Raw genomic sequence first — 23,090 nt, 5'->3', positions numbered from 1 at the left:
ATTTTTAGCGAAGGAGCCGGGTGGCGGGCAGCATGGCCATCAGGACATAGTGGATATTGACCTCAAAGGGTTTTTTGACATGGAAGGACCGAGCATAAAAAAATGACCATGAGAGGTCATTTTAGCTAGGGGCCAGGTGCAGGGGAGGGAAAAAAGGGGAGGGGCGGTAGCTCAGAGTCCGATTCTGATTACTACTATGTCTTTGTCACGCCTAAGAAGAAAAGGGTACGAATCGATGCTTTCAAATAATATAATTGATGTTTTATAGGCCACATGGAATCTCGCATATAAGTATCGGATCCTCTTTTTAAGATTATCTTTTTGCTCGAATTCCTATTACCTTAAAACACAACCTACAATACAGTGAACCGCTCCCAATGAAAAATCGGGAAGCCCATCCGTATGGTAGTGTGAGAGGCGCACTCTTGCAGAAAAAGCTGGACAGGCTGTGAGCTTATTGCTCACGGCCGTCTACTTGACTGGCAGTAGGGCTTTTACTTCATTTGTTGTTCTTGTTCCGGCTGGTTACAAACTATTTTGAACCATAAAATAATTAGCCAAATCGGTATTAGAAAACTTAGTAAAGCCTGCTTGTCGTAACAAGGTTACTAACTGTCCACGATGATAAGTAGCGTGATTGACAAAATGAGGAAATGTTTGCCAAAATATCATTTGTCCTTCTCGTCCATTCGGATAATTAAACGTGATTGGCTTTTCATAATCATCTTCGGGAAAATTTTCAATGAAGTTTTTTAAGTCTGCTGATGCATTTCTCCAAATCTCAATAAGTTCGTTTTTTGAGCCTTTAAATTTGGAAGATAGGTAAACAGGATTGGGAGCTTTTGTCCAAAAGTCAATCCATATTTTTTTCGCACTTACAATATGAGTTGCAGTTGCTCTAATACTGTTAAAACTACTTTCAATAGGTCGTTCCCATTGTTCATCATTGATTTGGTTTAACCATTCAATACTTAAATTGTCAGCCCAAATGTTGTAATTTGCTAATGCTGTGAAATACTTTTTTGTCATTTTACCTTTTGTTTAAATTTAAAACAAAGGTAGAAGGAGATCATGCATTTGAACTGTTGCTAATCGTTCATAAGCTGTTTAGAAATAGTCATTTTTTTTGTTGGAACTGTTTAGGACTTATACCGTAAACTTGTTTGAATGATTGTGAAAAACTTGAATGACTTTCATAGCCTACTTTATGAAAAACTTCACTTGGGTTTTCATTTTGTAATAACAACGATGCCGCTATTTCCATTTTTCGTTGTAAGATGTATTGGCTTGGGTTGATACCGTATAGCTTTACAAATTTTCTTTTGAAAGTAGAAACACTAGTATGGCACAAAAAAGCCAATTCACTCAATGTGAGATTATTTGTAATGTTTTTTTCCACTGCTTTACGTATTTCTACGTCTGAATATCCTTCTTGAGTTCTTGTTTTAAAAGACAGTATCTGCTGCGGATATTTTTCCAAAAGATGAAGCATTAATTCTTCAAATTTCAGTTGCAGTATTTGAGTTGAGATAAGAGATGATTTTTTCTGAATTATTTTAAGCGAAACAATATAGTTCACAATGAACTCATCCTTGATAAACACTAAAAAGGGCTCTTCATGTTTTTCTTGCTGCAATGATACTCCTTTAATTAATGAATCATATTTAATAAAAAAACTTGTTAGATGCACATTGTTGAAGAAAAACAATGTGCTTCGATATTCCTTATCAACGGAGAGTTTTTCAGTCATCAAGCAATTATTTGAAGAAAGAATCGCAAAATGGGAGTCTTTAACTACGGTTGCTTTATTTGCGTAGTGCAAAACCTTCTCACCTCTCTCTAAAAAATTAATAAAATTGCATGAAAGCACTATTTTGCTTCTTTGAGCTGGTTTTTGAGAAATGTAGTTAGTTAGACTGATAGTGTTTATGTCGTTTTCTTGAATTTTCTGCACTTCTTTTTACCTTATATAAAGCTCTATAATTGTTTGTTTCAACTTTCTGCCAACGGTTTGGTGCTTTACCCGGTGGCGGATTTCGGGGCACAAAACTGTCAATACACCACAAAAGTTGATGCGAAGTAAAATGTTCAATTATCCACATCACCCGCCATTTAGGTTCTAGTATTTTATATTTTAAAACGCTTTTCTATATATTCCAGAAATTCTATTCTCCATACATTATTATCATGGCCGGAGTAAATTTTAAATAAAGACAACCGTTATTTAAGAAAACGTCAATAAACTTAAATAAAGAAAAATAATAATAAAGATATCGGGAGATTTATTTATTAGCAATAAGACTTATTAAAATGTTGCAGAACATTTTGGCGCTTGGCTAAGTAACTGATTTTAAACATTAAGCTGTCTATCAGCAGTGAACTTAATACGAAACGCAAAGCTTCAAATAAGCACTGAACTCGCTTTTTTGCCAATGCCTGTTGACAGCTGGTTTTTATTGTTTGTCTATACCTAATTCGATAACTCGCCCTGCTATTACTTTTCTCAAATTCTCAATATACATAAAAGATTTTGCCTCATTTTTCTGATTAAACATATATCGAAAATCGACAAACAAACTTGAAATATCATTTAAGATACTGTCAAAGTTGTGTGTAATTCTTACTCCACCTTGTTTTTCAATATCTTCAATATTAGGTGGTGAATTTCTCAAAACATCCTCTATAAAACTTTTTCTAATTTTAGCTTTTGAATCATCAGACAACTCGCTAAATATACCTTTAATGATATGGGTCTTTTTGTTTGTCCCTTTTTCGAATTGCAGTATTGATTTCAAATAAAGTTCTAGTCCAAATGCCGCTATAACCCAAGCAGGTATGTAATACTTGTTTGGGTCGAAGTTCCCTGATTTAAAAAGTAACTCAGCAGAATCTTCAAATCGTTTAGCTTGTAAGAAAATTTTATAATTCAATTCTTTATTATTCATGATTGATTTTCAGCTAATTGTCTGTCGAATAAACTTGCTGCCAACTCTTTTATCCCCTTGACTAATACATGGTTTCTATCAGGGGCCAATGATGCTAATATTTTATTCATTAATCAATCTAGATGATAATTACTGGATAGATCTCAATCAGACAACATAATTTAATAATAATATAAAATTCATTTCAGCAATATCATTCTATCCATTCCTAATTAAAGCATATTCCCACCCCCAAACAATACCCTATTCTATGTATATTTACTCTATTATGATGTAAAATAATAATTTTAGTCAAAGACCACTTTCTATAGAACGTAATAGGGGAGTAGGAGCAATTTTTTTTCAGAAACCATAAAAAATATTATACATAACCTTATTACTAAAAAAAAGCCCCCAATACCTCAGAGGCTTTTTACTAACCGGGTGCCAAACAATTTAAAACTTCATACCTAAAAATAATATGTATCTAGCTAAATATTAATGACTAAGTTGAATGTTTTTTAGAAAGTGGAGAGTACACCATACCTTCCATTACTTAGAGTTAAAAGAACAGGCTATGTATCACAAAGTGTCTTAAGGATATCCGCAAGCAACGCCTGATTCATTGTTTCCTGGATTGGTTGGACCAGTATCACTGTCCAGAGTGTCCCGGTGGACTCCGTTTTAGAAATTAAGCTGAAAATCTGTTTAATATCAATTGAAAATAATAAATAAAATAAAATCCCAAAATTGAAAGCTGAACAGGTTTGCGGTAAGATCTGAATATGATTTTGAGGCAGTAATCCAGGCTGTAATATCGCCTATCAGTAATAGTCAGGTAGAAGGTCAAGTCAACCATCTCAAAACCATCAAAAAAAAGATATATGAGCGTGCCGGGTCCAATTTATTGAAAAAAAATGGCGATATCTTACTAAGGATAATATTCACCAACTCAGACGAAGAACCCAAATCGAACCGGTATAACCAGCTGTAACTATCAATATGTTCTAAAACGGTCAAGTATAATGGCAGTAGCAGATTTCATGGCGATTACCTGTCCGCCACCACCAAATTTCATTAAATGCACATACCTTTGATTTACTACTTCAACTGCTAATGCTATTGTACAATGTTGTGTGTGGTTTTATTCTTCTTATGCCATTACAGCAATCATATCGAATATTTTCTCACCAAGTCTTTTATCACCGATAATTTCCGATGATTTAATCGCTTCTTCTCTTGTCATTCCTTTGGTGAATATTTTCCAAGCATATTCATTTCTGATTCTTACTTCACTCTTAGGTTCGGCACTAATAGAGGTTAAAAGTTCCCAGCCTTTTTCATAGTATAAAAACCAACTTTTCTCTGTTTTCCCCAAGAAAGTGAATTTTACCAAATCCTCAGCTTCTCCTTTTACATCTCGATAATGATGAGGAAGTGCCCTGACTGATGTGTCCAAGTATGGCAAGTGCCATTTTTCTTTTAACAACTCTTTCTCCTCACCAACTGCAAGTCTAATTTGTTGTTGATGATGCCATTTTTCAGTGTACTCCCTTGCTATATGAAACCAATTCTTTGATTCACTTTCACCTGCCCAAGCAACAGAAAACTCAGCTTTATCATCAGGATTTAAAATAGCTAGAAAATCGCAGTATTCTTTTCCCGATGACTTTAATAAATCAATAATAACTTTTGGGCTAAGCCTTTTAGTTGCTTTGACCCAATCAGCGTTTAACTTGTTTAAGAAATCTAATAAATCTGCATAAGAATTTATAGCCTCCGGTTTCTCACCATAATAATTATCACGCAACATCGAAAGTGTCCTATAATTGCCGTCCAGTAAGTGGACAGCAATATCTTTCACTTTCCATTTTGGAACAATTGTTTGTTTGTCCCAATCATCATCTGACAATCCTTCCAATAATTTGAAAAGCATCTTGTCAAGTTCTGGTAAAAGGGCAATCACATCTATTTTCTGTGGCTTCTTCATATTTCTTTAAATCACACACAACTTCAAAGGATTTAACCGTAATCTAGTCAAAAAAAATAAATTCTAGTATAAACCTGTCAAGATTGCGGTTAACATCCGAGTTGGACATAGCCTCCCTGCATTGTGGGTATTTATACTTTCTTGGTGCTGGTTACTCCGGGAACAAGATCATGGTTTATAAATTACACTTTTTGAAGAGGTTTAACCATGTCATTTTCTTATAAATATAGACATACCATTGGTCTATCAAAACAGCTCAATTCCTATCCTTCCTCAAAAAAACCATTTTCCCACCCCCAAACAATACCTTATTAAAGGTATATTTTATACAGTATTGTGTAATATAAACAACACTAGTTGAAGACCTCTTTCTATAGATCGAAATAGGGGAGTAGGAGCAATTATTTGTGGAAACCGTAAAAATTATTTCTTTATACTCTTATTAATTGAAGAAAAGCCACCGATTTTTCGATGGCTTTTATTACTAAGGTACTAAACAACTTTCAACTTCATACCTAAATACAATATGTATCTTAACTAAAGGTCAATAGCAGTAAGTTTGAATTTCCCATGAAGGTAGCGGAGAGGAGATCACACCGTTTATTGCTTGACATATGTAGAAATAGTTAATGAATTTCTTAAAGCGTGGCCATTTTACTTCAGTAGAATATTTCTGCTGAAGTTCTTCAGAAATATGATCCACGCGCTTCACTTTCAAAGATAAATTATGACTTCATCATCTCCTGATATCTCTCAAACATCATAGAAAAATGCTTTGCCTTCTCGTGGTTGCTGATCAGATAGACTTCATTAAGTCCCGTGTTACTTTTTAATTCCAATCTGCCATACAAACAAATCGGAATCTCATAGTTATCCCTAAATCTTTTGTCAGGAGTGCCGTTTTTATTAACTTTTGCCCATGTGGTTCCGAAAATTTGAACATCTGAGGGAACCCCTTCTTCTTCTATAAATTTCTGTGTTTTAAAACCGAACTCCATTTCCCGAATGTCTATCAGTCCAAAATTTTGGTTGTCATCTACCATTGCTACAAAACCCGGATAAATATATAGATCCCCTCCGTTAGCGTTTTCAAAATGAAGTGCGTCATATTTTGATTTAATGGTTTCCAGGTTTCCATAACCAAACTTTACCTCTTTTCTTAGGATGGATTCAGAAGCAGTAGATTTTAAACCTATTTGGTCTATTTTTTGGGTTGAGGTGATGTCCCAGATTTTTTGGCTAGACAGCAAAGTTCTATAACTTTCAAGTAGAGCGAAATAGGATGATTCTATTTGATCATCTGTATTAATATCGATGTATAAAAAGCATGCTGCTAGACACTTTTCATGGTCCGTCAAAAACTCCAGTTTTTGATCTCTTTTTTCCTTAAACCATTTAAAGATCAATCCTACTAATAAAAAATTAGAAGTGTATAGAAGTATCTGACTAAGTTGCAAAGCTGTTTTGGCTTTGATGATCGCTTTTTTTAAATCTTGTAGCAGCTGAAAGCATGAAACCAATGCAGTACGAAGATCCTGAAGTCCTTCTGTGGTGGTTTCTTCTACATTGACATTTGACTTTACTGTTTCTGTAGATTTTTTCTGTTGAAATGTTTTATGTTCAGCATCATGTAGCTCAGAATGATTAATTCGCTTTTTGCCATCTAATCTCTTTCGGTCGTAAAGCCCTGTGCCAGGTATGCCGGTATTAAGAAATGTTCCCTGCCTGTTGAAATTGACACTTGCTCCAGGTATGCCAACAGTGGTGCTGATCCCCCTTTTGCTAAGATTCAAAGTAATTCCAGGCAATAAATTATTCTTATTCTAAATTTCATTTGGATTTTTATTTATAGGTTGGCCACAAATCGTACAGCATTCCCCCTTGCTTTTCTTGTTTGATATTTCATCTGAAAATCCTGAGGCAAGGATACCGGTAGGCAAGGCAAAAAGGCCGATTCCTATAATAGCTATTATTCCTCCTAAAAACTGCCCCAATGGCGTGATAGGATAAATATCTCCATACCCTACAGTGGTTAACGTAGCAATGCCCCACCACATCGTCTCCGGTATACTGGAGAAGTTTTCAGGTTGGGAGTCATTCTCCACATAATACATTATGGTGGAAGCTACGAGTAACAGCAGTAGGGTGAACAATAAAGAAATGACCAGTTCTTCCTTTTTATTTTTAAATACCTTTCCCATAAAGGAAAGCGCTTCCACATATCGGGCTATTTTAAACATACGGAAAACCCTGAATATCCTCATGATCCTTAATAGCCTTAGGTCTACACCCACAAAGGGAAGGTAAAACGGAAGAATGGCCATTAAGTCTATTAAAGCAAGTGGTGTTAACGCGTATTTCAAATTTCCTGTAAATGGTTTTTGGTATTCCGGAATCAGGTTAGATGTCCAAATGCGGAGAACATATTCAATAGTAAAAACGATTACCGATAAAACCTCAAAGTAATAAAATATTTCCTCGTATTGGAGTCTGAGGGGTTCTATCGATTCCAGGACAATAGCCACTGCATTCAGTATTATCAAAGTAACAATGAATACGTCTATATACCAACTTAGATCACCTGCTTTTTTGGATACTACAACTAGACTATGAATGTATCCTTTAACTACTTTTGCATTCATCATTTATGGGGAAAAGTAAAACAATTGAATTACAGCCACTTGCTCACTCCGCCATGTCCTGAGCAGGTGCCTTTCCTGCTTCTGCTGAAGCTATAGGTACCATCCCTGCAGAGCGCTGTGGCTCCGGAAGGAGCGCTGTCGTAATGTGTAGGGGATTGTACCCTTTCTCCTTTGGAATTGATATAGGATTTTTCTGCGGAATTTGTTTCGGCAGTTGTTTGAGTGAGAGGCCGGGAACTTAGATATTTTTTATGGACATAACCCACTTGTCCATCATATTCGATTTTTACCCAGTTGTTTGACAGCGCATCCTTTTCCACCGTTAAGGTGTATCCTTTTGGTATTACAGTCAGAACATTTCCTTCAGGGGAGGGAGTTGAGCGAAGGTTTAAATTGGAGATGGTGAACTGTAAAGTATTCTGTGCCAACGAGGCAAAGGATATTGCCACAAGGTAAAGCAATAGTAAAAGTGATTTTTTCATCGTTTTTTACTCAACAATACTTAAAATATTCAACCTAAACAATACGCTAATCGCGGTATAGTATCTGCAATTTTATGTAAAACAAATAACTTTGGTTGAAGATCACTTTTTATAAATCGTAATAGGGAAGTAGGTGTGATTATTTTTGGAAACCGTATAATTTATTCCTTTATACCCTTATGAATAGAAAAAAAGCCCCCGATTCCTCGGAGGCTTATTAACAACCAGGTGATAAACAACTTTCAATTTATACCTAAATATAATACGTATCTATTTAAAAGTCAATAGCATAAAGTTTGAATTTCCCATGAAGGAATAGGAGAGGAGATCATATCATTCTTTGCTCAGGGTATGAAGATATGGTTATTAGATTTTCATAAAACATGGCCCAATGACCTCAGGAATATTGTCTGATTTTTAACCTAATTATAATATGTTATGCCATTTAAAATCGTTACTTTGATCTGGACTTCCGGTTTAGACATGCGAAATGATGAATCTAAGTCCCTCTTTTCGCTATGATCCGCAGGATCCACCAAAAAAGTTAGGATTAAAGCCATCTAAATTTTGCAATTTACGCTTTAAATAAACATATTAAAGATTAATTTTTCCCTATATAAAAAAAGTCATCCTTAATTAAATTGTAGTATTTTATGCATATTCCGATCCATCTTGGGTTCTTCGTCTCTTTTGATGAATAATTTCCTTAGTAAGACATCACCATTTTTTTCAATAAACTGAACCCAGCCCGCCCATACATGTTTCTATTTATGGTTTTAAGCCTGTTGACCTGACCTTCCACCTGACCATTGCTGATAGTCGATATTACAGCCTGGTTTACTGTTCAAATTAAGGATCAAATCATTTTATAAACCTATTTAGCTCCGAATTTGTCAACTTTATCTTATCTATTATTTTCACCAAAAGTGAAGAAGAACCCAGTGACGTCCGTTTTAGACAGATACTTTGAAAAAGTATAAATTAGATCAATTTCCGGTGAAAATTGGTATAGAAAAACTTGACCAGCTTCCCCTGCGATGTATCGTACAGGTTTCCGATGGAAGAAAAAGTTTGTTTTATACATCACTTTGGTGTCAGATGTTGAAGTTGTTTATGTAAATGAAAGTAATAAAAAGGTTCTAGTCAGCCCAAGAGAATTTATGAATCAATGGACGGGAGTTTCCTTGATTGTAGAAAAGAACAGCGATTTTATAGAACCAGGTTATAAAGAAGAATTTGGAAAAAAAGAAGATTTCAAGCTATCTTAACCATTTTCTTTATAAGCTTACTTATATGGATAGGTTTTGCGTTCATTCCAGAAATAACATTGTTCAATGTTAAATGGACTAATATAAGCCCTATAATATACCTGTTTTTTAAACTTGCCGGATTGGCTGTATCTATTACGGTGCTTTGGTATGAGGTGGACCGGCATAACCCCTCCTTGCAGCGTTTCTGTACCGGGGATGGAAAGGTGGATTGTGAAGCTGTATTGGAATCAAATCCTATGAAAGCATTGGGAATAGAATTCAGTTTAAGCGCTTTGTCATTTGCCTATTTCTTTGCCGGTTTCTTCAGTTTATTAATAAGCTCATTCGATCCTGCCGCAATGTCATTGTTGGGGTATTTGAGTATGATGGCATTACCGATAGTTGCGTTTTCCTTTTATTATCAGGCAAAGGAGATCAAGAAATGGTGTCGATTCTGTATAATGATACAGGCGTTATTGATTCTGGAGGGATTGTGTGTGTGGTTGGGAGTTAACTTATTGGATGTAATTGATTTAAAAATACTTTCTGATTTTTCTACTCTTTTTTTAGCATCTGTTTTGTTTTGGATAACTGTCAAACCATTGTTAAAAGAGAAAAATCAACTAAATTTCTACAAGAGAAATTTGTCTAAGATAAAAAAAAAAAAAATAGATTTTTGAATACTTCTTGTCCAAATCAAAGAGAATATCCAATAATGCAGGAGGGTTGGGAATACAGCTACAAAATAAAAATTTACGATATCATGTACTTAAAGTATGCAACCCCTATTGTGGGCCTTGTGCCAAGGCACATCCGGTATTGGAAAAGCTTTATGAAGAGGGAAGTAAAGACTTGCAAATCTTATTTATTTCAAATCCTGATTTGGAAGATCCTAGGACAAAGGTGATCAACCATTTTCTAGCAATAGACAGTAAGGGAGACAGTCAGGTTACCCAGAAAGCTTTAAATCGATGGTACAGTAGCCCGGAAAAGGATCATGAGGCTTTTGCCAAACGATACCCTATGAATGGAGAGCTTAATAAGCAAAAAGTAAAACTCTTGGCAATGAAGGAATGGTTTGATAAAGAGGGGGTTACACATACCCCAACTATTTTCATAAACGGGTATGAATTGCCTGAGGATTTTAGTGTAGAAGAACTAAAAGATATACTTGTATAAATATGTTTACCGAAGAAATTCAATTGCGATGATTGGACATATTTCCCTGGTGTCCTCAACTGGCTGGGGTACTATACAAACAATTAAATTTTAATAAAATGAAAAAGTTAAGTTTAAGAAAGTTAAAGCTTGCTTCGGAAGAGGTGCTTCAGAGAAGTCAGTTGGCAGGGATTTATGGTGGGTCTGGGGCTGCTAGCTGTCATTTGCAATGTTCAAATTGGCAAAGGCCAATGGCAGTTCCTAAATGTCACTCTTCTATAGCAACATTTTATTGTGAATCAGGTACTATTGCTGACTGTGTTTGCGGATATTAGATTGAGAATTATAATTCGATAGTAGATCAGTCTATTCAACAGACTGATCTACTTACTTTTGTGTTAACTAAAAAATATTTTCATGAAAAATATGATATATAAAATTTTCCCGGTAATTTTTTTATCAATTAATAATTTTCTTTTTGCCCAATACAGATTAGAAAAAACAACTGAGTTTCAAATAAATTCATTGAGTTCAATCAATATTGTGGATTATGATCCTATCAATAAGCATTACTTGGCATTTAAAAACCAAAGTAAGGGACATGTCGTGCAATTGATTGATGAGAAAGGAAGAGTTTTGCATAACAAGAATTTGGAAGGGCAGGGGCCTGGAGAATTTAATTCTTCCATGAATTTTTTAGGGTTTTCGGATAGAGAAGATATTTGGGTAATTACTCCAAATAAGATTATCAAATATGATAAGAAATTGAATTTTAAGGAAAGTGAAAAGTTTGTTATAGACAACCCTTTTTACACCTATGGAGGAACAACATCTTTGGTATTTTTCTACAAAGATAACGTTAAAGACAAAATGGTTTTTGCTACTTATCCTTCAGGTATAGCTAGATTTATGAAAGCAACAAGTTTGGAAAAACATCATCTTATAGAATTGCATGAATTGCGTACACAAAAAACTTACCATTTGGCACCTATTGCTGAAAGACCAATTTATAAGCATTTGGACAATTCTATCAATTCTATGTACAAGCCAATCTTTGCCCAAGACAAAAAAAATAACAGACTATACGTAACCGCAACTCTGGATAATGAAATTACAGCAATTGATCTAAAATCAGGGAATACACTCTCTAATATTAAAATCAATCATGGGGATTTTGGCAGTTTCAGGAAATTTCCGATATCCGATAAAAGTTTACCCTCCTATCCACCTTACACACTTGCTTCAATCAATTCGAAAATTTTCTATTTGGATAATGGACTCCTCGTGTTGGATTATGTCAGAGAAATTCCTTATGGGGTTTTTGAGAAAAAGAGAGCCGATGAAATCCATTACCATCATTTTAATGATCCGGATTTCCACAGGATTATCATTTTCGATCAAAAAAAACAACTTAGTGGGGATCTGGAAATTCCATATGGTCAAATTCAAATCGCTATGCCAAATAATTCTCTTTTAATAAAACTAATTAATCCTGATAAGGAAGAGGATTTTATTAGGTATGGGATTTTTCAGGTGGTGAAGGAATAGGCTATTTGGGAGAATATTACCTCTCATACTAAAACGGATACAATCTTCAGAAAGGAGGAATTTAATCTGATTTTGAAGCAGTGAACCCAACTGTTGTATCAACAATAAGCAATAGATAGTTGATAGGGCAGGTCAATAGACCCAAAACCATCAAAAGGAAGTTTTACGGCAGGGTAGGGTATGAGCTTTTACAAAAATGGTGCTCATTGGATCAGGCTAAATCATTCACCAAAATTGACGAATAATCCAATATGGATCGGATTTTATTAGTAGGGGTGTCATATTCATTGGACGCATTCAGTCATGCTCACTTGTAGAATGATATACATAGATTAACCTTTGCACCATTTGAAAACCAAGATTTGGATAATATTCCTTTTCCTCTACTAACATTTTCTGATCATCATAAACATACTTGTGAACATCTTTTAGTTCTAAGTCTGCATTGTACAATTCCCCAGTTTCTTTTGCCACCAATAAACCATTCTCATCGTACCTCATTAAATAAACTCTTAAAGGAGTATCTCCACCATTCGAAAATTCGCTTTCTTTAATAAGTTTCCGGTCCTCATTATATACATAAGCTGTATAGCCAATAGGATTGTAATGCTGGAAATACTCTTCCTTCTCTAAAAGCCCATGTTCATTGTAATGGAGAGCTTTTCTTGGCTGTCTTTCATATATGGGACTCGAGAATTCTGTTAATACCAACCTCCCCTCTACATCATAAGAGTAAAAGGAGGTGCTGCTCCATTCAAGGTCATCCAACCTCACTCCGCTTAAATTCTGTTGAAATTCCCAATTAGGATAACGGTATGTCTTTAGTTCCGAAAGCTCCTTTTTTTGATTGTATAGAGGTATCCAAACGGTTACTGTATCATTTTGTGCTGAAAACCCAAGGTTTAGTATTTCCTGTCCTTTTGAGTTATAAAAAAACTTTTTTATACTTTTCAGTGTAGATTCGTCTTCGCTATCATATGATAGGATCATATGTAGATTTCCTTCTGGCTGCAACAAATCTTTTCGGAGCATATTTCTCACATCGTTAGACCAGTCATCAGTATTTACAAAAATGTCTTCATCCTGAGCATGAATGCAACTTCCCAATAGAATCAATGTGTATGTGTAAAATAACCTCATTTATATTTGGAATTAAGGTTTAAATTAACGATTATTATTCTAAAAAAATAATAATCATGAAAAAAACATTACTGTTGATTAGTCTAACTTTATGATTAATTGTGAATTGCTATTCCGCCAAAACCTAGATGGTTTAATATCCAATTTCAATTTGGTATGAAAATAAAGGTGAAGCTGCAAATTTCATGAAGGGGTTATCATTGGAATTATCGGACCATTACCTAATCGGATTATAATCCTTATTATCTGGCTTCTAGATTACAAATCTTCAAGAGCGGCAGTAAAACATCCCGATTCAAAAGCCAGTCTTGATACATGATAGTAGTTTAACCAGATGATTGCCCGTCTGCGCATTCTCCACAGGAATTTATCATTTTAAATGTCACGGTAATCTGATCATTTAAATCTATCCGGTCTGTAACCAAAATGACATTAGGATTTTTTATTTGTGGGTGTGTTGCGATCAGTTGATTCAGCATGACCATCGTAAGGGACTAGCTACTTCCTTGCGTATGCCAGATAACTCGCCAATCTGCTGCCCATATTTTCAGAAAACAAATTCACTTTCTATCCCCTCACATCTCTATAACAAGCATTTCCAGTTAAATAAAAATTTGAAAATTAAAAATATAGTATTAGATTTAACTAAATAATTATTCCATTAAAATTTCATCATTAATACCAAATAAAACAAGTGGCAGAATGGTTGCCTGACGTAAACTATTGCGAACCTACTCAACCTAAATTTTAACTTTAAAATCCAGAGAAAATTTTATGCAAGTTACAGAGTTAATATTGATTTTAGTTTTAGCAAGCTATTTGGTATTTAGCCGATTGATAAAGAGAAAAACTCATCAACGTTTTGTCACTGGACTTCTAATCCTCATTCTTGTCATCCATCTTGTATTTGAGGGATATCGATGGCAAATGATCCCAGCATATTTGCTCTGGCTAATTGCTATGTTGACTGCCTTTAGAAAATCAGATCAGAGAAGCTCAACATTTGTCCGGGTTTTAAAGACCACCGGTTTGATAATACTCCTGGGACTTGCTGTTTTCTTCCCATCAATTTTACCAGTTTTCAAATTGCCTCAAACCACGGGCCCTTTTGCTGTGGGAACGATGGACATATTACTTGAGCTCGACAGGGAAGAAATAATAACTGAAGATACCACAGATGCCAGAAGGTTTATGATAAAAGTATGGTATCCGTCAAAAGAGGCCGATGGAAAAGAAGATCCCTATATTGACAAAGCAGGAAGGGATGGATTTGCCCAAAAATATGGATTACCACCTTCTTTTCTTTATTATTTGGATAAAATTAAAACAAATGTTTATAGAAACACTCAGATAGCAGATGAAACATTCCCCGTCCTTGTTTTTTCTCACGGATACAATTCCAAGGCTAATGGATACTATGCTTTGCTCAAGGAGATAGTAAGTCATGGGTATATTATATTTGCGATCAACCATACTTATGAAAGTACCGGAGCTACATTCCCTGACGGCACTCAAAAATATTTCGATTACGAATACGCAGGAAAAATTGAAGCAGGTACATGGGATATAATGATGCCGGTAATCGAGGTCTTTGAAAGCGAACTTTCATTTGAAGAACGGCATCCAACTGTACGGGAAGGCCTTACCACCTATTATGTCAGGGATATTGTTGAGCGTTGGGCAGTGGATATTTTAGATGTGGTGAACGAACTGGATGAATGGAATAGGTCGGGATTCTTCGAAGGTAGGTTGGATCTATCCAATATCGGGGTTTTTGGGCATTCCAGAGGTGGTGGAGCAGCCGGAGAATCCCTGCTAGTAGGAAATAGAATTAAAGCTGGCGCAAACATTGACGGTGATCAATGGGGTCAGATAGTTGATACGGTATTTCAGAAGCCCTTTCTTTTCCTTTCAGCTGATTATCCTGAGGATCATCAAAATTTAAACCAACATGCATATATTAATAAAAGTAATTCCTTTTTTTATGAAGCAACCGTTGCACAATCAGGCCATAGTAATTTTATGGACATTCCATATATGATTCCTGTTCGTGCTTTAAGCCAAGCTGGTAGTATCAATCCTGATTTGGCCATCGAAATTACAGGCAAAGTCATCACCTCTTTTTTTGACAAGCACTTGAAGAATAAGAAAATAGATTTGGATTCCTTAAACTCGGAATATGAAATGCTGGAGGTCATCATCTATAAAGGAGATTCTATCAACTAGATTAAACCAGTCTGGGATCGACCGTTAAGTTTAGTCCAGTAAAGCGATTCGGGAGTACAGCATACAGGGTCGGAACTAGCGAGACCGAGCCAGCAAAATTGCTTTTTAAATATAAATTACTATTCCTGCAATAATAAATAAACGGAATCAGCGATACTGTTGATCTGTATTGCAACCGAAGACCTCGCAATCTTGATTTGATTTACATCTTGATGTAATATCAGCTTTACTAATCTCTTATTTATTATCATTTGTCAAACTGGTGAAAAATTCTCTTATATCTTTTGCTAATAATTCGGGTTGCTCCATTGCAGCAAAATGTCCGCCATCTGTCATTTCTGTCCAACGCTGAATATTGAACCCTTTTTCAATATAAGAACGAGGAGGTATGGGTATTTGCTGTTTCCATAATTACAATTCTTTATATATTTCAACCATTCTACTATCGCCTTTTGTATAGTTAGGTCTTGTTTCAACAAAGCTTTCGTTTAGGATTTTTAAGCCAACCATTTTATCAATTGTAAACAACCCCCAATCTGGCACAACAATACTTTCACTTGTCCCATCAATTTGAAATCCAGATAAATTTTCATTGCCCTTTGATACAATACCAAATGTATGTGGCTCAACAACTCGGTAATGTTCCTTATAGAAAAACGACAATATTTTTCTATTTTCAATCGCTTCAATAATTATATCGTTCATAATGTTTACATTTTTTGAAACTCATATCCTGCTTTTTTAATATTTCTATCAAAATATTAACCATGCGAGCTTGCACTCATCAATTCTTCATAAACACTTTCGGGAACATCAAATTATTGATATACACCACCGTGCTTAAATTCCACTTCTAGGATTTCATTTTCTGCATCATAGCCAACAGATGCAAGGTTTGAGGATTCTACTGATTGTCTTTTCATATTATTACTTTTTTTTGTTATAACTATATTTATCTTTGATTTCATTCATAAAATAAGCGCCTTGAGAAGGCGAATTCATCAACTCTTCATATACTTTTTCCGGCACATCAACATACTGAGAAATCGCACCGTAATGAAACTCTATTTCTAAAATGTGTGCTTTTTTGTCATACCCAACAGCCGCTATGTTTGAAGACGCTACAGGAATTCTTTTAATTCCTGAATTATGGTCTCCTGAAACTATTGTGAGCAATTTTTACCTAAATCAGTCGTATAATATTTTTGGTTTTTACTTGTAGGCTTATTTGGTAAGGTTAGGTTTAACCAGCCCCCTTCAATGAGAGGTTTTATATGATGATTATGATTTTTGGTGTTTTTATAAAGTCCTATTTCTTCAAAGATTTCATCACTCGATTTGGGTTTTTTACAATATTGAAGCACCTTAATAATTGAAGCACTGACCCTATCCTTGATAGCATTTCTATCTTCGTCTCCCAATTGAAAGACAGGGAGACGTAGATAAGGGTTTGCATCTGTTAAATCATTGATTTTAAAAGGATTATCTTCGATTCTTCTTCGTCCATCTTGAGAGCCTAAGATAGATTCTGTAAGCGGATGAACAGGCAGAATACACAAAAAGTAAGTGTTGTTTTCATCCGTCTCAAAAACAGGTGGAGGTGAACCGTTTTCTTCCATACTACTATGAATAATGGGCAATCCTGTTCCTCTACCTTCTGTAAGTTTCAACTCTTTTAAAAACCCACCTATTTTACGGTTTCTATAATCTCGTGCTACTACCCTTTGTTTTTTCAGCATAGCTTGATTAATAGGTGGCATAGGACCAGGGAAACTCAATATTTCTATTTTATCTTTGTGTATTTGAATCTCAACAGGGTTTTCTCTCTCATAACTTTTATGATAAACAGCATTGACTACAGCTTCTTCTATAGCTTGAAAGGGATAGTTGAAGAAACGTATAGATTCTGCTTGCATAGCTGATTTAACGATCAACTCTTCTATAATAGTTGATTTGAAATACTGCAAAATATCCCTAATCTGTTGTATGATAGATCCGGCAAATAACTTTTCGGTATAGTCTTTCCCAACTTTATTTTTGTGGATTATCAAATCGATTTTTGCTCCTGAAAAGAATTTTTCGGGATGCTCATTAAACAACAGTAATCCGGCATTTGTAGGACGCAATAATTCGTCTGAACCTTTAGCTATCATTAAATGTCTGCACAATTCAGCAAATGGAATTTTTGTACTCTCTTCATATAGGGAACTCCTCACTTCTTTTAAATAGTTTTGAATCAAACGTAAATTCAAATCATATAGGGAGGCAGTTTGGTTAATTCGGTCATCAAAAGGGATACGTGCCGTGAGTTCAATAAGTCGTCTTTCGTCATCAGAACCATCTTTAACTTTTACCGTTTTTGAGCCACGTTTGATGAACATTGCTCTTTCTGTTCTTTTTTCACTTAAACTAATAGGAGCTTTGTAGGGTCTGTTATCTCCAGCGGGGGCAAATACAACCAATATATGCTTTCCATTTATTAAAAAGGGCTGAGAAACAGGGATATAAACAGGGAATAACTTATGAGATAGTTCAATCAGTTTTTTCTGAATGGTATCCAATTCTTGGACGTGTAAACCAATTGGTGGCAACTTAGCTTTTCCATTTTCTTCTTCAACTCCAATAATGACATAACCTCCATCCCAATTGTTAATATCATTGGCGTATGCACATAAAGTATGAATAATATCCTCAGGATTCCAACCTTTTTTCAGCTCAATCCGATCCCATTAAACCGTATTGCCGTGTAGTAATTCATCTATGTTTATGGGTAATGCCATAGTATTTATTATAACAAATTAAAATCTACTGCTAATCCATTTGGCAATTTTTCACCAAACCAATGCAAATTATCAAAACGATAAGTACCTTTTTCCCAACAATAGAAATCAACTTCAATTTCATCATCTGAATTTGAAGGAAAACCACCAAAGGCTGACCACAATTTTTTTAGTTCTGTTATTGTCATTTCTTCTTGTTAGCTTTAATATAATTTTGCTATTTTCTCTGCTACTTTTAGTGAGCATACCCCAATAGTTAAGACAGATTTGAAATAACTTCAAGTATACAGAGGCTGGATGAGTTTTCCATATTTCCACACCTGAAAATCCTCTTTTAGATTTTCAGAGTAGTGTGGGAATGTGGTAAACTCGGTTTCATGCCACCTGTTCAATCAAGGAATAGGCTTCTGCCGGAATTTGGTTATCCAGGCTGCTGTGTCTTCTCCGGTTGTTGTAATAGTCCATGTATTCTTCTATCTGCGCATAGAGATCCAGTCCATCCTGTGGTGGATTGAGATAGATCTTCTCATATTTGATTGTTCGCCAGAATCGCTCGATAAACACGTTGTCAATTGCTCTTCCTTTTCCATCCATACTCAAGCGGATATCGTTAGACTTTACCGCTGCGGTAAAAACTTCTGAGGTAAACTGGCTTCCCTGATCCGTATTGAGGATCTCCGGACATCCATACTGACTGATGGCCTCTTCAAGCACTTCCTTGCACCATTCTGCATCCATGTTGTTCGAGATGGACCAGCCGACAATGCGCCTACTGTACAGATCAATGATCGCCGTCAGGTACATAAATCCTTTTTTCATGGGAATGTAGGTAATATCGATGGCCCAGACCTGATTGGGACGGGTCACTTCCAGATTCCTGAGCAGGTATGGATACACTTTATGTGCCTTGTGTCTTCGGGAAGTATGTCTGCCGGGTATGATTGCCTGCAGCCCCATGCAGCGGTAGTACAGACGTTCCACCCGGTTTTTGCTGATCTTGTACCCTTTGTCCCGCGTTAGCCAGGTGTGCATGCCCGGGGCTCCCTTGTAGGGGTGATGGAGATAGTGTTCGTCCATTAACCTCATAAGTTCCAGATTCAGCTCCGATTCCGGCTTGGGTTGGTAATAAATCCCAGAGCGATGGATATTGAGAATACTACATTGAGCTTTCAGGCTCAGTTCGGTATGACCCTTGCGTATCATGCTGCGTCGTTTTGCCAGAGGTTCTAGCGCAAGGCGTCTTTTAAAAAATCAACTTCGACTTTGAGTTTCCCGATGGTCTTGAGCAACTGGTCTTTCTCTTCATCGGCCGGATCTTTCTTGTTTTTGCTGCCTTTCTCAAAAACATCCTCTGCTCCGTTGAGAAATTCCCGCTTCCAGTTGCTCAGTTGCTGGGGCGCCAGTTCGTACTTTTGGGCCAGTTCGGCAAGAGAGGAACGCTCTTTTAACATTTCCAAAACCACCTTGGTCTTGAACTTGGATGTAAATTTTCTTCTTGTGGTCATCACAGTAAATTTAAAGATTAATTTTTAACTTAATTTACTGTCCCGATTTTTGGGGTATGCTCAGTGGCCCAATGAACTGCGATAATATTGCCTGATTTATTAATTGTCTATCGGATAGGTTGGCCCAGTACAATCGTCAAGAGTGTCCCTGTAGCCTCCTTTTTAAACATCGATGATGATGAACCTTAGCCCTTCTTTTCGCTTGGATCCGCAGGATCCACCTAAAAAGTTAAAAACCAGTCCTACAGTAGATGAACTTCCGTGCAAAGAATCGCCGCTTTTCGCTATTGTAAATTTAATAAAAACCTTTAAAAATTACTTGGAATTTAAGACAGTACCTCGATTGTGGCATCGTTTTTTTTACGTCGATATGGGATTTATTCTTAATTGACCGCCGACAGCTTTTAATACTTTCATTATTGTTTCAAATTGAGGCTTGGAACCTGTTGATAGGGCTTTATACAAACTAGGTCTGCTCATGCCTGTTTCTTCTGCTATTTTGGACATCCCAATTGCTTTTGCAATGTGACCAAGCGCAATAACTACATCATCATTATCCCCTTCCTCCAAAATAGAATTCAAATATTCAGCAATCATTTCATTGCTGTCCAAATAATCTGCAATATCAAATTTTGATGTTTCCATTTTTATTTTTTTATACTTTCCCAAATTTCCTTTGCTTTTTCGATATCCTTTTGTTGAGTTGATTTTTCTCCACCCACAAGAAGAATAATTATTTTCCCTTCTTTTTCCTTGAAGTAAATTCGATATCCTTTAGCATAGTTTATTCTCAATTCATGAATCCCTTCACCAACGGGTTTACAGTCCCCAAAATGTTCGTCAATTTCAAGTTTTTGGATTCTGAACAAAATTTTCGCTTTTGCTCTCAAATCCTTTAGTTTTCTCAACCACTTGTCAAATTCAACAGTCTTCTCAATAAAATACATTCACTTCTCTGTCTTCATTTGGATACAAAATTACATGATTTTTCTATATTTAAAAAGTTACTTCGTCTTTAATGGGGGTTTTTTAAAATGTGCCATAACGTTAAGCATATACTCTGGCCACCGGTTTTAAAGCAGAGAAGTATCCGCAGAGAATTGAAGATTATAAAAGCTGTAAACTCTCGGCTCCCACTGCACCCGGTGGTCGAGTATATGCAGCGTTAGCTTTAGTTGCCTTTATTTTTCAAGAATTTATATATTTCAATTTCTCCATATGTTTCAAATCCTAATTTTCTGTAAATTGGTTCTCCCATTAATGATGCATGAAGAACACAGAAATTTTTATCATTATTAATGGCTTCTAGTAGCAAATTTTCAGTCATAATTTTTCCAATTCCCTGTCTTCGGCCTTTAGGATGAGTTCCAATCATATGCAAACCTGCATTATTATATGAATCAAAAAATACTATTCCACAACCTAAACTTTCATCATCTTTTATATAATTAAATAAATGAACATTCTCCATGAAAGTGGCAATTTTAAAAATAACATCGCAATCTACTCTGTATCCAAAAGACTCTGATGCAGTCTTTGCGAAATAAACCGAGTCACTTTTTGTTTTTACTTGTTGAATATTCTTATCTCTTTTATAATCAACATTAACAGATTTCAAATTAAGAGCCATATTTTTCTGCCAAAATAGAAGCTCAAAGTTTTTATTGCTTTTAAAGCTATTAAGTTTGTCTACAGTAATTAAATCCGGAATACTTCCTTCCTGATTGAGCTTCAGTAATTCTTTAATAACACTATCACTCTCCTTTAAAGCAAAAATTCGATTTGGCCAATCTGAATCACTCATTGAGATAGTTGAATAATACTCTGTTTCAGTCAACTTATTAGTTAATTTTCCAATAAGTGTCCAGAACTCGAATAAGTTGTTTGTTATCTTGTCATTCATTTGGTTCTTACTTTTTGCAATTAAAGCTAACGGGATCCAAGGTGATGTTAGACTCTGTTTTACATTATAACCCATACTTAAATTTTACTTTTTGAATTGTTTCATCATCGGCTAAATCCACGCCTGATTGAGATCCAAATATTTGATACCCATATTTTTTTAGATATATTCTGTCAATAAGCATTCCTAGAGGAACTGGTTTTAAGTCTCCATCTTGCACAGCTTTATGTACTATTGGTAGATAAAACTCCTGCTGTTCTAATTCAGAATGTTGGATTACCGCCCACATTGTATGGCTAAACTTCTCCCCAACCATTGATTTGCCTATATATTTTTTGTGTTGTTTAAAAAGGGAATCAATTGACAAAATATTTATTGAATCGAGGTAATTTTGATTTTCCCAATTATCATTTGCTTTTCTATGTCTTTGATCTCTCTCCGCTAAATCCGCCATGAATTTAACTAAATCATAATCAAATTGGTTTTGATCTGTATATGCAACTAAATCGAATACTTCTTCTTTTTTGTTTGCTACTATTTCTTTGTATTTAAAAACAATAGAATCGTATTCGGCTGATGAAAAATAATCACGTAAGCTTTCTTTCGAATATATTATAGGAAAGAGTTCTGCTGTTTCTTCAAGACCTTTCTCTTTTGCTTGTTCAAACTGTTCTAAAACTTTACTTTTAGGTTCTTTTAAATATACAAAAGCAGTTGCAAGGTTGATATGATCAGCGTAATTTAATTGATTGCTATTGTTCTTTACATTGTCATAGGTGATTTTTAGAATATTAATTGCCTTATGATAACTCTGATCTGAAACGTTTTCTTTTTGATCAGGAAAGTAATCCAAATCAATAATTATCTGGTTCTTTTGCTGGCCTTGACACGATAGAGAGAAGAACAAAAGAAATAAAGTGAAGTATTTCATATATGTAAAAGTTTTTTTAAAAATTGAGTCTAACGTGATTCAGCTTGGAGACGGCGGGCTTTTGGAAACGTTCTCTTCCAGCCTACTCCGAACTTCTTAAATATACTAAACTTTCAATTTACTCTGAACCGCCCGCTGTATCCAAGGTTATGTGTGTGCCTTGAATGGTGAATATAGGTCAAAAAGTTGACCGTTCCAACGGGTGAAATGCGGAGCATTCATGAACTCCTTTGAAAAAATAATATCAAAGTGAATAAAGTCCCTTAAGCGCGGGGGTAACGTCCCGAAGCCAAGCAAGTGGCAAGCTGGTTTGCCGTGAGAGGACCGAGCGTAAAAAAAACTTTCTGTGAAAGTATTTAGCGAGGTGCCAGCTTGCAGGGGGGCAAGTAAGCCAGACTGCGGTGTCTGTACTGACGAACAGAATCAAGCGAAGCGTATCATGAGCTCCTTAAAAGAATTAAATATAGCGAATAAACCATATACTGAGGCTATGAGGTCGGATGAGGTAACACATCATGCCGAAGTCCAAACCTTCCAAAAGGAGGAAGTACCAAAATAGTAGATATGGCAGAGATAGGCACAAGGATTTTCATCTTACCAAGAGGACCGAG

At 35.5% G+C, this 23,090-nt stretch carries 26 protein-coding genes; 6 read left to right on the top strand and 20 right to left on the bottom strand.

What is annotated here, in order from left to right; genetic code table 11:
* Positions 1 to 525 precede the first annotated feature (525 nt).
* The 7 genes from EL17_RS02325 to EL17_RS02295 form a co-directional block, all read right to left on the bottom strand.
* Positions 526 to 1,029: a DinB family protein gene (locus EL17_RS02325; protein ID WP_035069588.1), complete on the bottom strand. Its 504-nt coding sequence runs from the start codon at positions 1,027 to 1,029 to the stop codon at positions 526 to 528.
* An 88-nt stretch (positions 1,030 to 1,117) separates the two neighbouring features.
* Complete coding sequence (locus tag EL17_RS02320) at positions 1,118 to 1,954, bottom strand: helix-turn-helix transcriptional regulator (RefSeq protein WP_035069585.1); 837 nt, start codon at positions 1,952 to 1,954, stop codon at positions 1,118 to 1,120.
* Between the two features lie 499 nt (positions 1,955 to 2,453).
* The gene (locus tag EL17_RS02315) at positions 2,454 to 2,945 is read right to left on the bottom strand and encodes a HEPN domain-containing protein (RefSeq protein WP_035069583.1); all 492 of its coding nucleotides are present in this window, start codon (positions 2,943 to 2,945) and stop codon (positions 2,454 to 2,456) included.
* Positions 2,946 to 4,077: 1,132 nt separating this feature from the next.
* On the bottom strand, positions 4,078 to 4,914 hold the full coding sequence (locus EL17_RS02310; protein WP_035069580.1) for a maleylpyruvate isomerase N-terminal domain-containing protein: 837 nt from the start codon (positions 4,912 to 4,914) through the stop codon (positions 4,078 to 4,080).
* Positions 4,915 to 5,639: 725 nt separating this feature from the next.
* Positions 5,640 to 6,722: a DUF4236 domain-containing protein gene (locus EL17_RS02305; protein ID WP_035069575.1), complete on the bottom strand. Its 1,083-nt coding sequence runs from the start codon at positions 6,720 to 6,722 to the stop codon at positions 5,640 to 5,642.
* A gap of 15 nt (positions 6,723 to 6,737) precedes the next feature.
* A complete protein-coding gene (locus tag EL17_RS02300) occupies positions 6,738 to 7,559 on the bottom strand; it encodes an ion transporter (protein WP_035069570.1) in 822 nt (273 codons plus the stop codon).
* Between the two features lie 26 nt (positions 7,560 to 7,585).
* Entirely contained in the window at positions 7,586 to 8,038 is a 453-nt protein-coding gene (locus EL17_RS02295) for a DUF3761 domain-containing protein (protein ID WP_035069565.1), read from the bottom strand.
* A 1,091-nt stretch (positions 8,039 to 9,129) separates the two neighbouring features.
* On the opposite strand from EL17_RS02295, the gene EL17_RS02290 reads away from it, so the two are divergent.
* From EL17_RS02290 to EL17_RS02275, 4 genes are all read left to right on the top strand, one after another.
* Entirely contained in the window at positions 9,130 to 9,306 is a 177-nt protein-coding gene (locus EL17_RS02290; RefSeq protein WP_164674917.1) for a hypothetical protein, read from the top strand.
* Positions 9,307 to 9,365: 59 nt separating this feature from the next.
* On the top strand, positions 9,366 to 9,968 hold the full coding sequence (locus EL17_RS02285) for a vitamin K epoxide reductase family protein (RefSeq protein WP_035069559.1): 603 nt from the start codon (positions 9,366 to 9,368) through the stop codon (positions 9,966 to 9,968).
* 7 nt (positions 9,969 to 9,975) lie between these two features.
* A complete protein-coding gene (locus EL17_RS02280) occupies positions 9,976 to 10,467 on the top strand; it encodes a DsbA family protein (RefSeq protein WP_035069556.1) in 492 nt (163 codons plus the stop codon).
* Positions 10,468 to 10,863: 396 nt separating this feature from the next.
* Entirely contained in the window at positions 10,864 to 11,994 is a 1,131-nt protein-coding gene (locus EL17_RS02275) for a hypothetical protein (RefSeq protein ID WP_035069553.1), read from the top strand.
* 297 nt (positions 11,995 to 12,291) lie between these two features.
* On the opposite strand, the gene EL17_RS02270 is transcribed toward EL17_RS02275, so the two are convergent.
* Positions 12,292 to 13,134 carry a hypothetical protein gene (locus EL17_RS02270; protein WP_035069551.1) on the bottom strand — a complete coding sequence of 281 codons (843 nt, stop codon included), beginning with the start codon at positions 13,132 to 13,134 and terminating at the stop codon, positions 12,292 to 12,294.
* 326 nt (positions 13,135 to 13,460) lie between these two features.
* Positions 13,461 to 13,613 (bottom strand): hypothetical protein, encoded by a 153-nt coding sequence (locus EL17_RS23020; protein ID WP_240485921.1) that lies wholly within the window; start codon positions 13,611 to 13,613, stop codon positions 13,461 to 13,463.
* Positions 13,614 to 13,908: 295 nt separating this feature from the next.
* On the opposite strand from EL17_RS23020, the gene EL17_RS02265 reads away from it, so the two are divergent.
* On the top strand, positions 13,909 to 15,360 hold the full coding sequence (locus tag EL17_RS02265; RefSeq protein ID WP_084166093.1) for an alpha/beta hydrolase family protein: 1,452 nt from the start codon (positions 13,909 to 13,911) through the stop codon (positions 15,358 to 15,360).
* A 411-nt stretch (positions 15,361 to 15,771) separates the two neighbouring features.
* Here the strand turns inward: EL17_RS02265 and EL17_RS02260 are convergent, their stop codons facing one another.
* The 11 genes from EL17_RS02260 to EL17_RS02210 form a co-directional block, all read right to left on the bottom strand.
* Positions 15,772 to 16,065, bottom strand: a complete 294-nt coding sequence (locus EL17_RS02260; RefSeq protein WP_035069543.1) for a WYL domain-containing protein — start codon at positions 16,063 to 16,065, stop codon at positions 15,772 to 15,774.
* 113 nt (positions 16,066 to 16,178) lie between these two features.
* Complete coding sequence (locus EL17_RS23830) at positions 16,179 to 16,283, bottom strand: KTSC domain-containing protein (RefSeq protein WP_205623521.1); 105 nt, start codon at positions 16,281 to 16,283, stop codon at positions 16,179 to 16,181.
* A 4-nt stretch (positions 16,284 to 16,287) separates the two neighbouring features.
* Positions 16,288 to 16,536: a KTSC domain-containing protein gene (locus tag EL17_RS02250; RefSeq protein ID WP_205623520.1), complete on the bottom strand. Its 249-nt coding sequence runs from the start codon at positions 16,534 to 16,536 to the stop codon at positions 16,288 to 16,290.
* Positions 16,524 to 18,074, bottom strand: coding sequence for an ATP-binding protein (locus EL17_RS02245; RefSeq protein ID WP_262482637.1), 1,551 nt, complete (start codon positions 18,072 to 18,074; stop codon positions 16,524 to 16,526). The genes EL17_RS02250 and EL17_RS02245 overlap by 13 nt, the downstream gene beginning before the upstream one ends.
* Before the next feature lie 74 nt (positions 18,075 to 18,148).
* Positions 18,149 to 18,328, bottom strand: a complete 180-nt coding sequence (locus EL17_RS02240) for a hypothetical protein (protein WP_035069540.1) — start codon at positions 18,326 to 18,328, stop codon at positions 18,149 to 18,151.
* 187 nt (positions 18,329 to 18,515) lie between these two features.
* Positions 18,516 to 19,361 carry an IS3 family transposase gene (locus tag EL17_RS02235; protein ID WP_262482636.1) on the bottom strand — a complete coding sequence of 282 codons (846 nt, stop codon included), beginning with the start codon at positions 19,359 to 19,361 and terminating at the stop codon, positions 18,516 to 18,518.
* A 5-nt stretch (positions 19,362 to 19,366) separates the two neighbouring features.
* Entirely contained in the window at positions 19,367 to 19,645 is a 279-nt protein-coding gene (locus EL17_RS02230) for a transposase (protein WP_035069535.1), read from the bottom strand.
* Between the two features lie 360 nt (positions 19,646 to 20,005).
* Positions 20,006 to 20,290 (bottom strand): addiction module antidote protein, encoded by a 285-nt coding sequence (locus tag EL17_RS02225; RefSeq protein ID WP_035069532.1) that lies wholly within the window; start codon positions 20,288 to 20,290, stop codon positions 20,006 to 20,008.
* Positions 20,291 to 20,292: 2 nt separating this feature from the next.
* Positions 20,293 to 20,592: a type II toxin-antitoxin system RelE/ParE family toxin gene (locus EL17_RS02220; RefSeq protein ID WP_035069529.1), complete on the bottom strand. Its 300-nt coding sequence runs from the start codon at positions 20,590 to 20,592 to the stop codon at positions 20,293 to 20,295.
* A gap of 224 nt (positions 20,593 to 20,816) precedes the next feature.
* On the bottom strand, positions 20,817 to 21,548 hold the full coding sequence (locus EL17_RS02215) for a GNAT family N-acetyltransferase (RefSeq protein WP_164674915.1): 732 nt from the start codon (positions 21,546 to 21,548) through the stop codon (positions 20,817 to 20,819).
* Between the two features lie 64 nt (positions 21,549 to 21,612).
* Positions 21,613 to 22,479 (bottom strand): hypothetical protein, encoded by an 867-nt coding sequence (locus EL17_RS02210; protein WP_035069523.1) that lies wholly within the window; start codon positions 22,477 to 22,479, stop codon positions 21,613 to 21,615.
* A gap of 346 nt (positions 22,480 to 22,825) precedes the next feature.
* Between EL17_RS02210 and EL17_RS02205 the strand changes: the two genes are divergently transcribed.
* Positions 22,826 to 23,038: a hypothetical protein gene (locus EL17_RS02205; protein ID WP_035069520.1), complete on the top strand. Its 213-nt coding sequence runs from the start codon at positions 22,826 to 22,828 to the stop codon at positions 23,036 to 23,038.
* The last annotated feature ends 52 nt before the right edge of the window (positions 23,039 to 23,090 follow it).

Origin of the sequence: Anditalea andensis (genome assembly GCF_000714815.1) — a bacterium.
Lineage (GTDB): Bacteria > Bacteroidota > Bacteroidia > Cytophagales > Cyclobacteriaceae > Anditalea > Anditalea andensis.
This window is presented reverse-complemented; position numbering and strand designations above follow the sequence as displayed.

Coding starts and splice junctions, on each gene's coding strand:
- EL17_RS02270 (WP_035069551.1), bottom strand. CDS start 13,134: ATGAGGTTATTTTACACATACACATTGATTCTATTGGGAAGTTGCATT.
- EL17_RS02315 (WP_035069583.1), bottom strand. CDS start 2,945: ATGAATAATAAAGAATTGAATTATAAAATTTTCTTACAAGCTAAACGA.
- EL17_RS23830 (WP_205623521.1), bottom strand. CDS start 16,283: ATGAAAAGACAATCAGTAGAATCCTCAAACCTTGCATCTGTTGGCTAT.
- EL17_RS02325 (WP_035069588.1), bottom strand. CDS start 1,029: ATGACAAAAAAGTATTTCACAGCATTAGCAAATTACAACATTTGGGCT.
- EL17_RS02230 (WP_035069535.1), bottom strand. CDS start 19,645: ATGACCACAAGAAGAAAATTTACATCCAAGTTCAAGACCAAGGTGGTT.
- EL17_RS02215 (WP_164674915.1), bottom strand. CDS start 21,548: ATGAATGACAAGATAACAAACAACTTATTCGAGTTCTGGACACTTATT.
- EL17_RS02260 (WP_035069543.1), bottom strand. CDS start 16,065: ATGAACGATATAATTATTGAAGCGATTGAAAATAGAAAAATATTGTCG.
- EL17_RS02225 (WP_035069532.1), bottom strand. CDS start 20,290: ATGGAAACATCAAAATTTGATATTGCAGATTATTTGGACAGCAATGAA.
- EL17_RS02265 (WP_084166093.1), top strand. CDS start 13,909: ATGCAAGTTACAGAGTTAATATTGATTTTAGTTTTAGCAAGCTATTTG.
- EL17_RS02310 (WP_035069580.1), bottom strand. CDS start 4,914: ATGAAGAAGCCACAGAAAATAGATGTGATTGCCCTTTTACCAGAACTT.
- EL17_RS23020 (WP_240485921.1), bottom strand. CDS start 13,613: ATGCTGAATCAACTGATCGCAACACACCCACAAATAAAAAATCCTAAT.
- EL17_RS02240 (WP_035069540.1), bottom strand. CDS start 18,328: ATGACAATAACAGAACTAAAAAAATTGTGGTCAGCCTTTGGTGGTTTT.
- EL17_RS02220 (WP_035069529.1), bottom strand. CDS start 20,592: ATGTATTTTATTGAGAAGACTGTTGAATTTGACAAGTGGTTGAGAAAA.
- EL17_RS02210 (WP_035069523.1), bottom strand. CDS start 22,479: ATGAAATACTTCACTTTATTTCTTTTGTTCTTCTCTCTATCGTGTCAA.
- EL17_RS02300 (WP_035069570.1), bottom strand. CDS start 7,559: ATGATGAATGCAAAAGTAGTTAAAGGATACATTCATAGTCTAGTTGTA.
- EL17_RS02295 (WP_035069565.1), bottom strand. CDS start 8,038: ATGAAAAAATCACTTTTACTATTGCTTTACCTTGTGGCAATATCCTTT.
- EL17_RS02275 (WP_035069553.1), top strand. CDS start 10,864: ATGAAAAATATGATATATAAAATTTTCCCGGTAATTTTTTTATCAATT.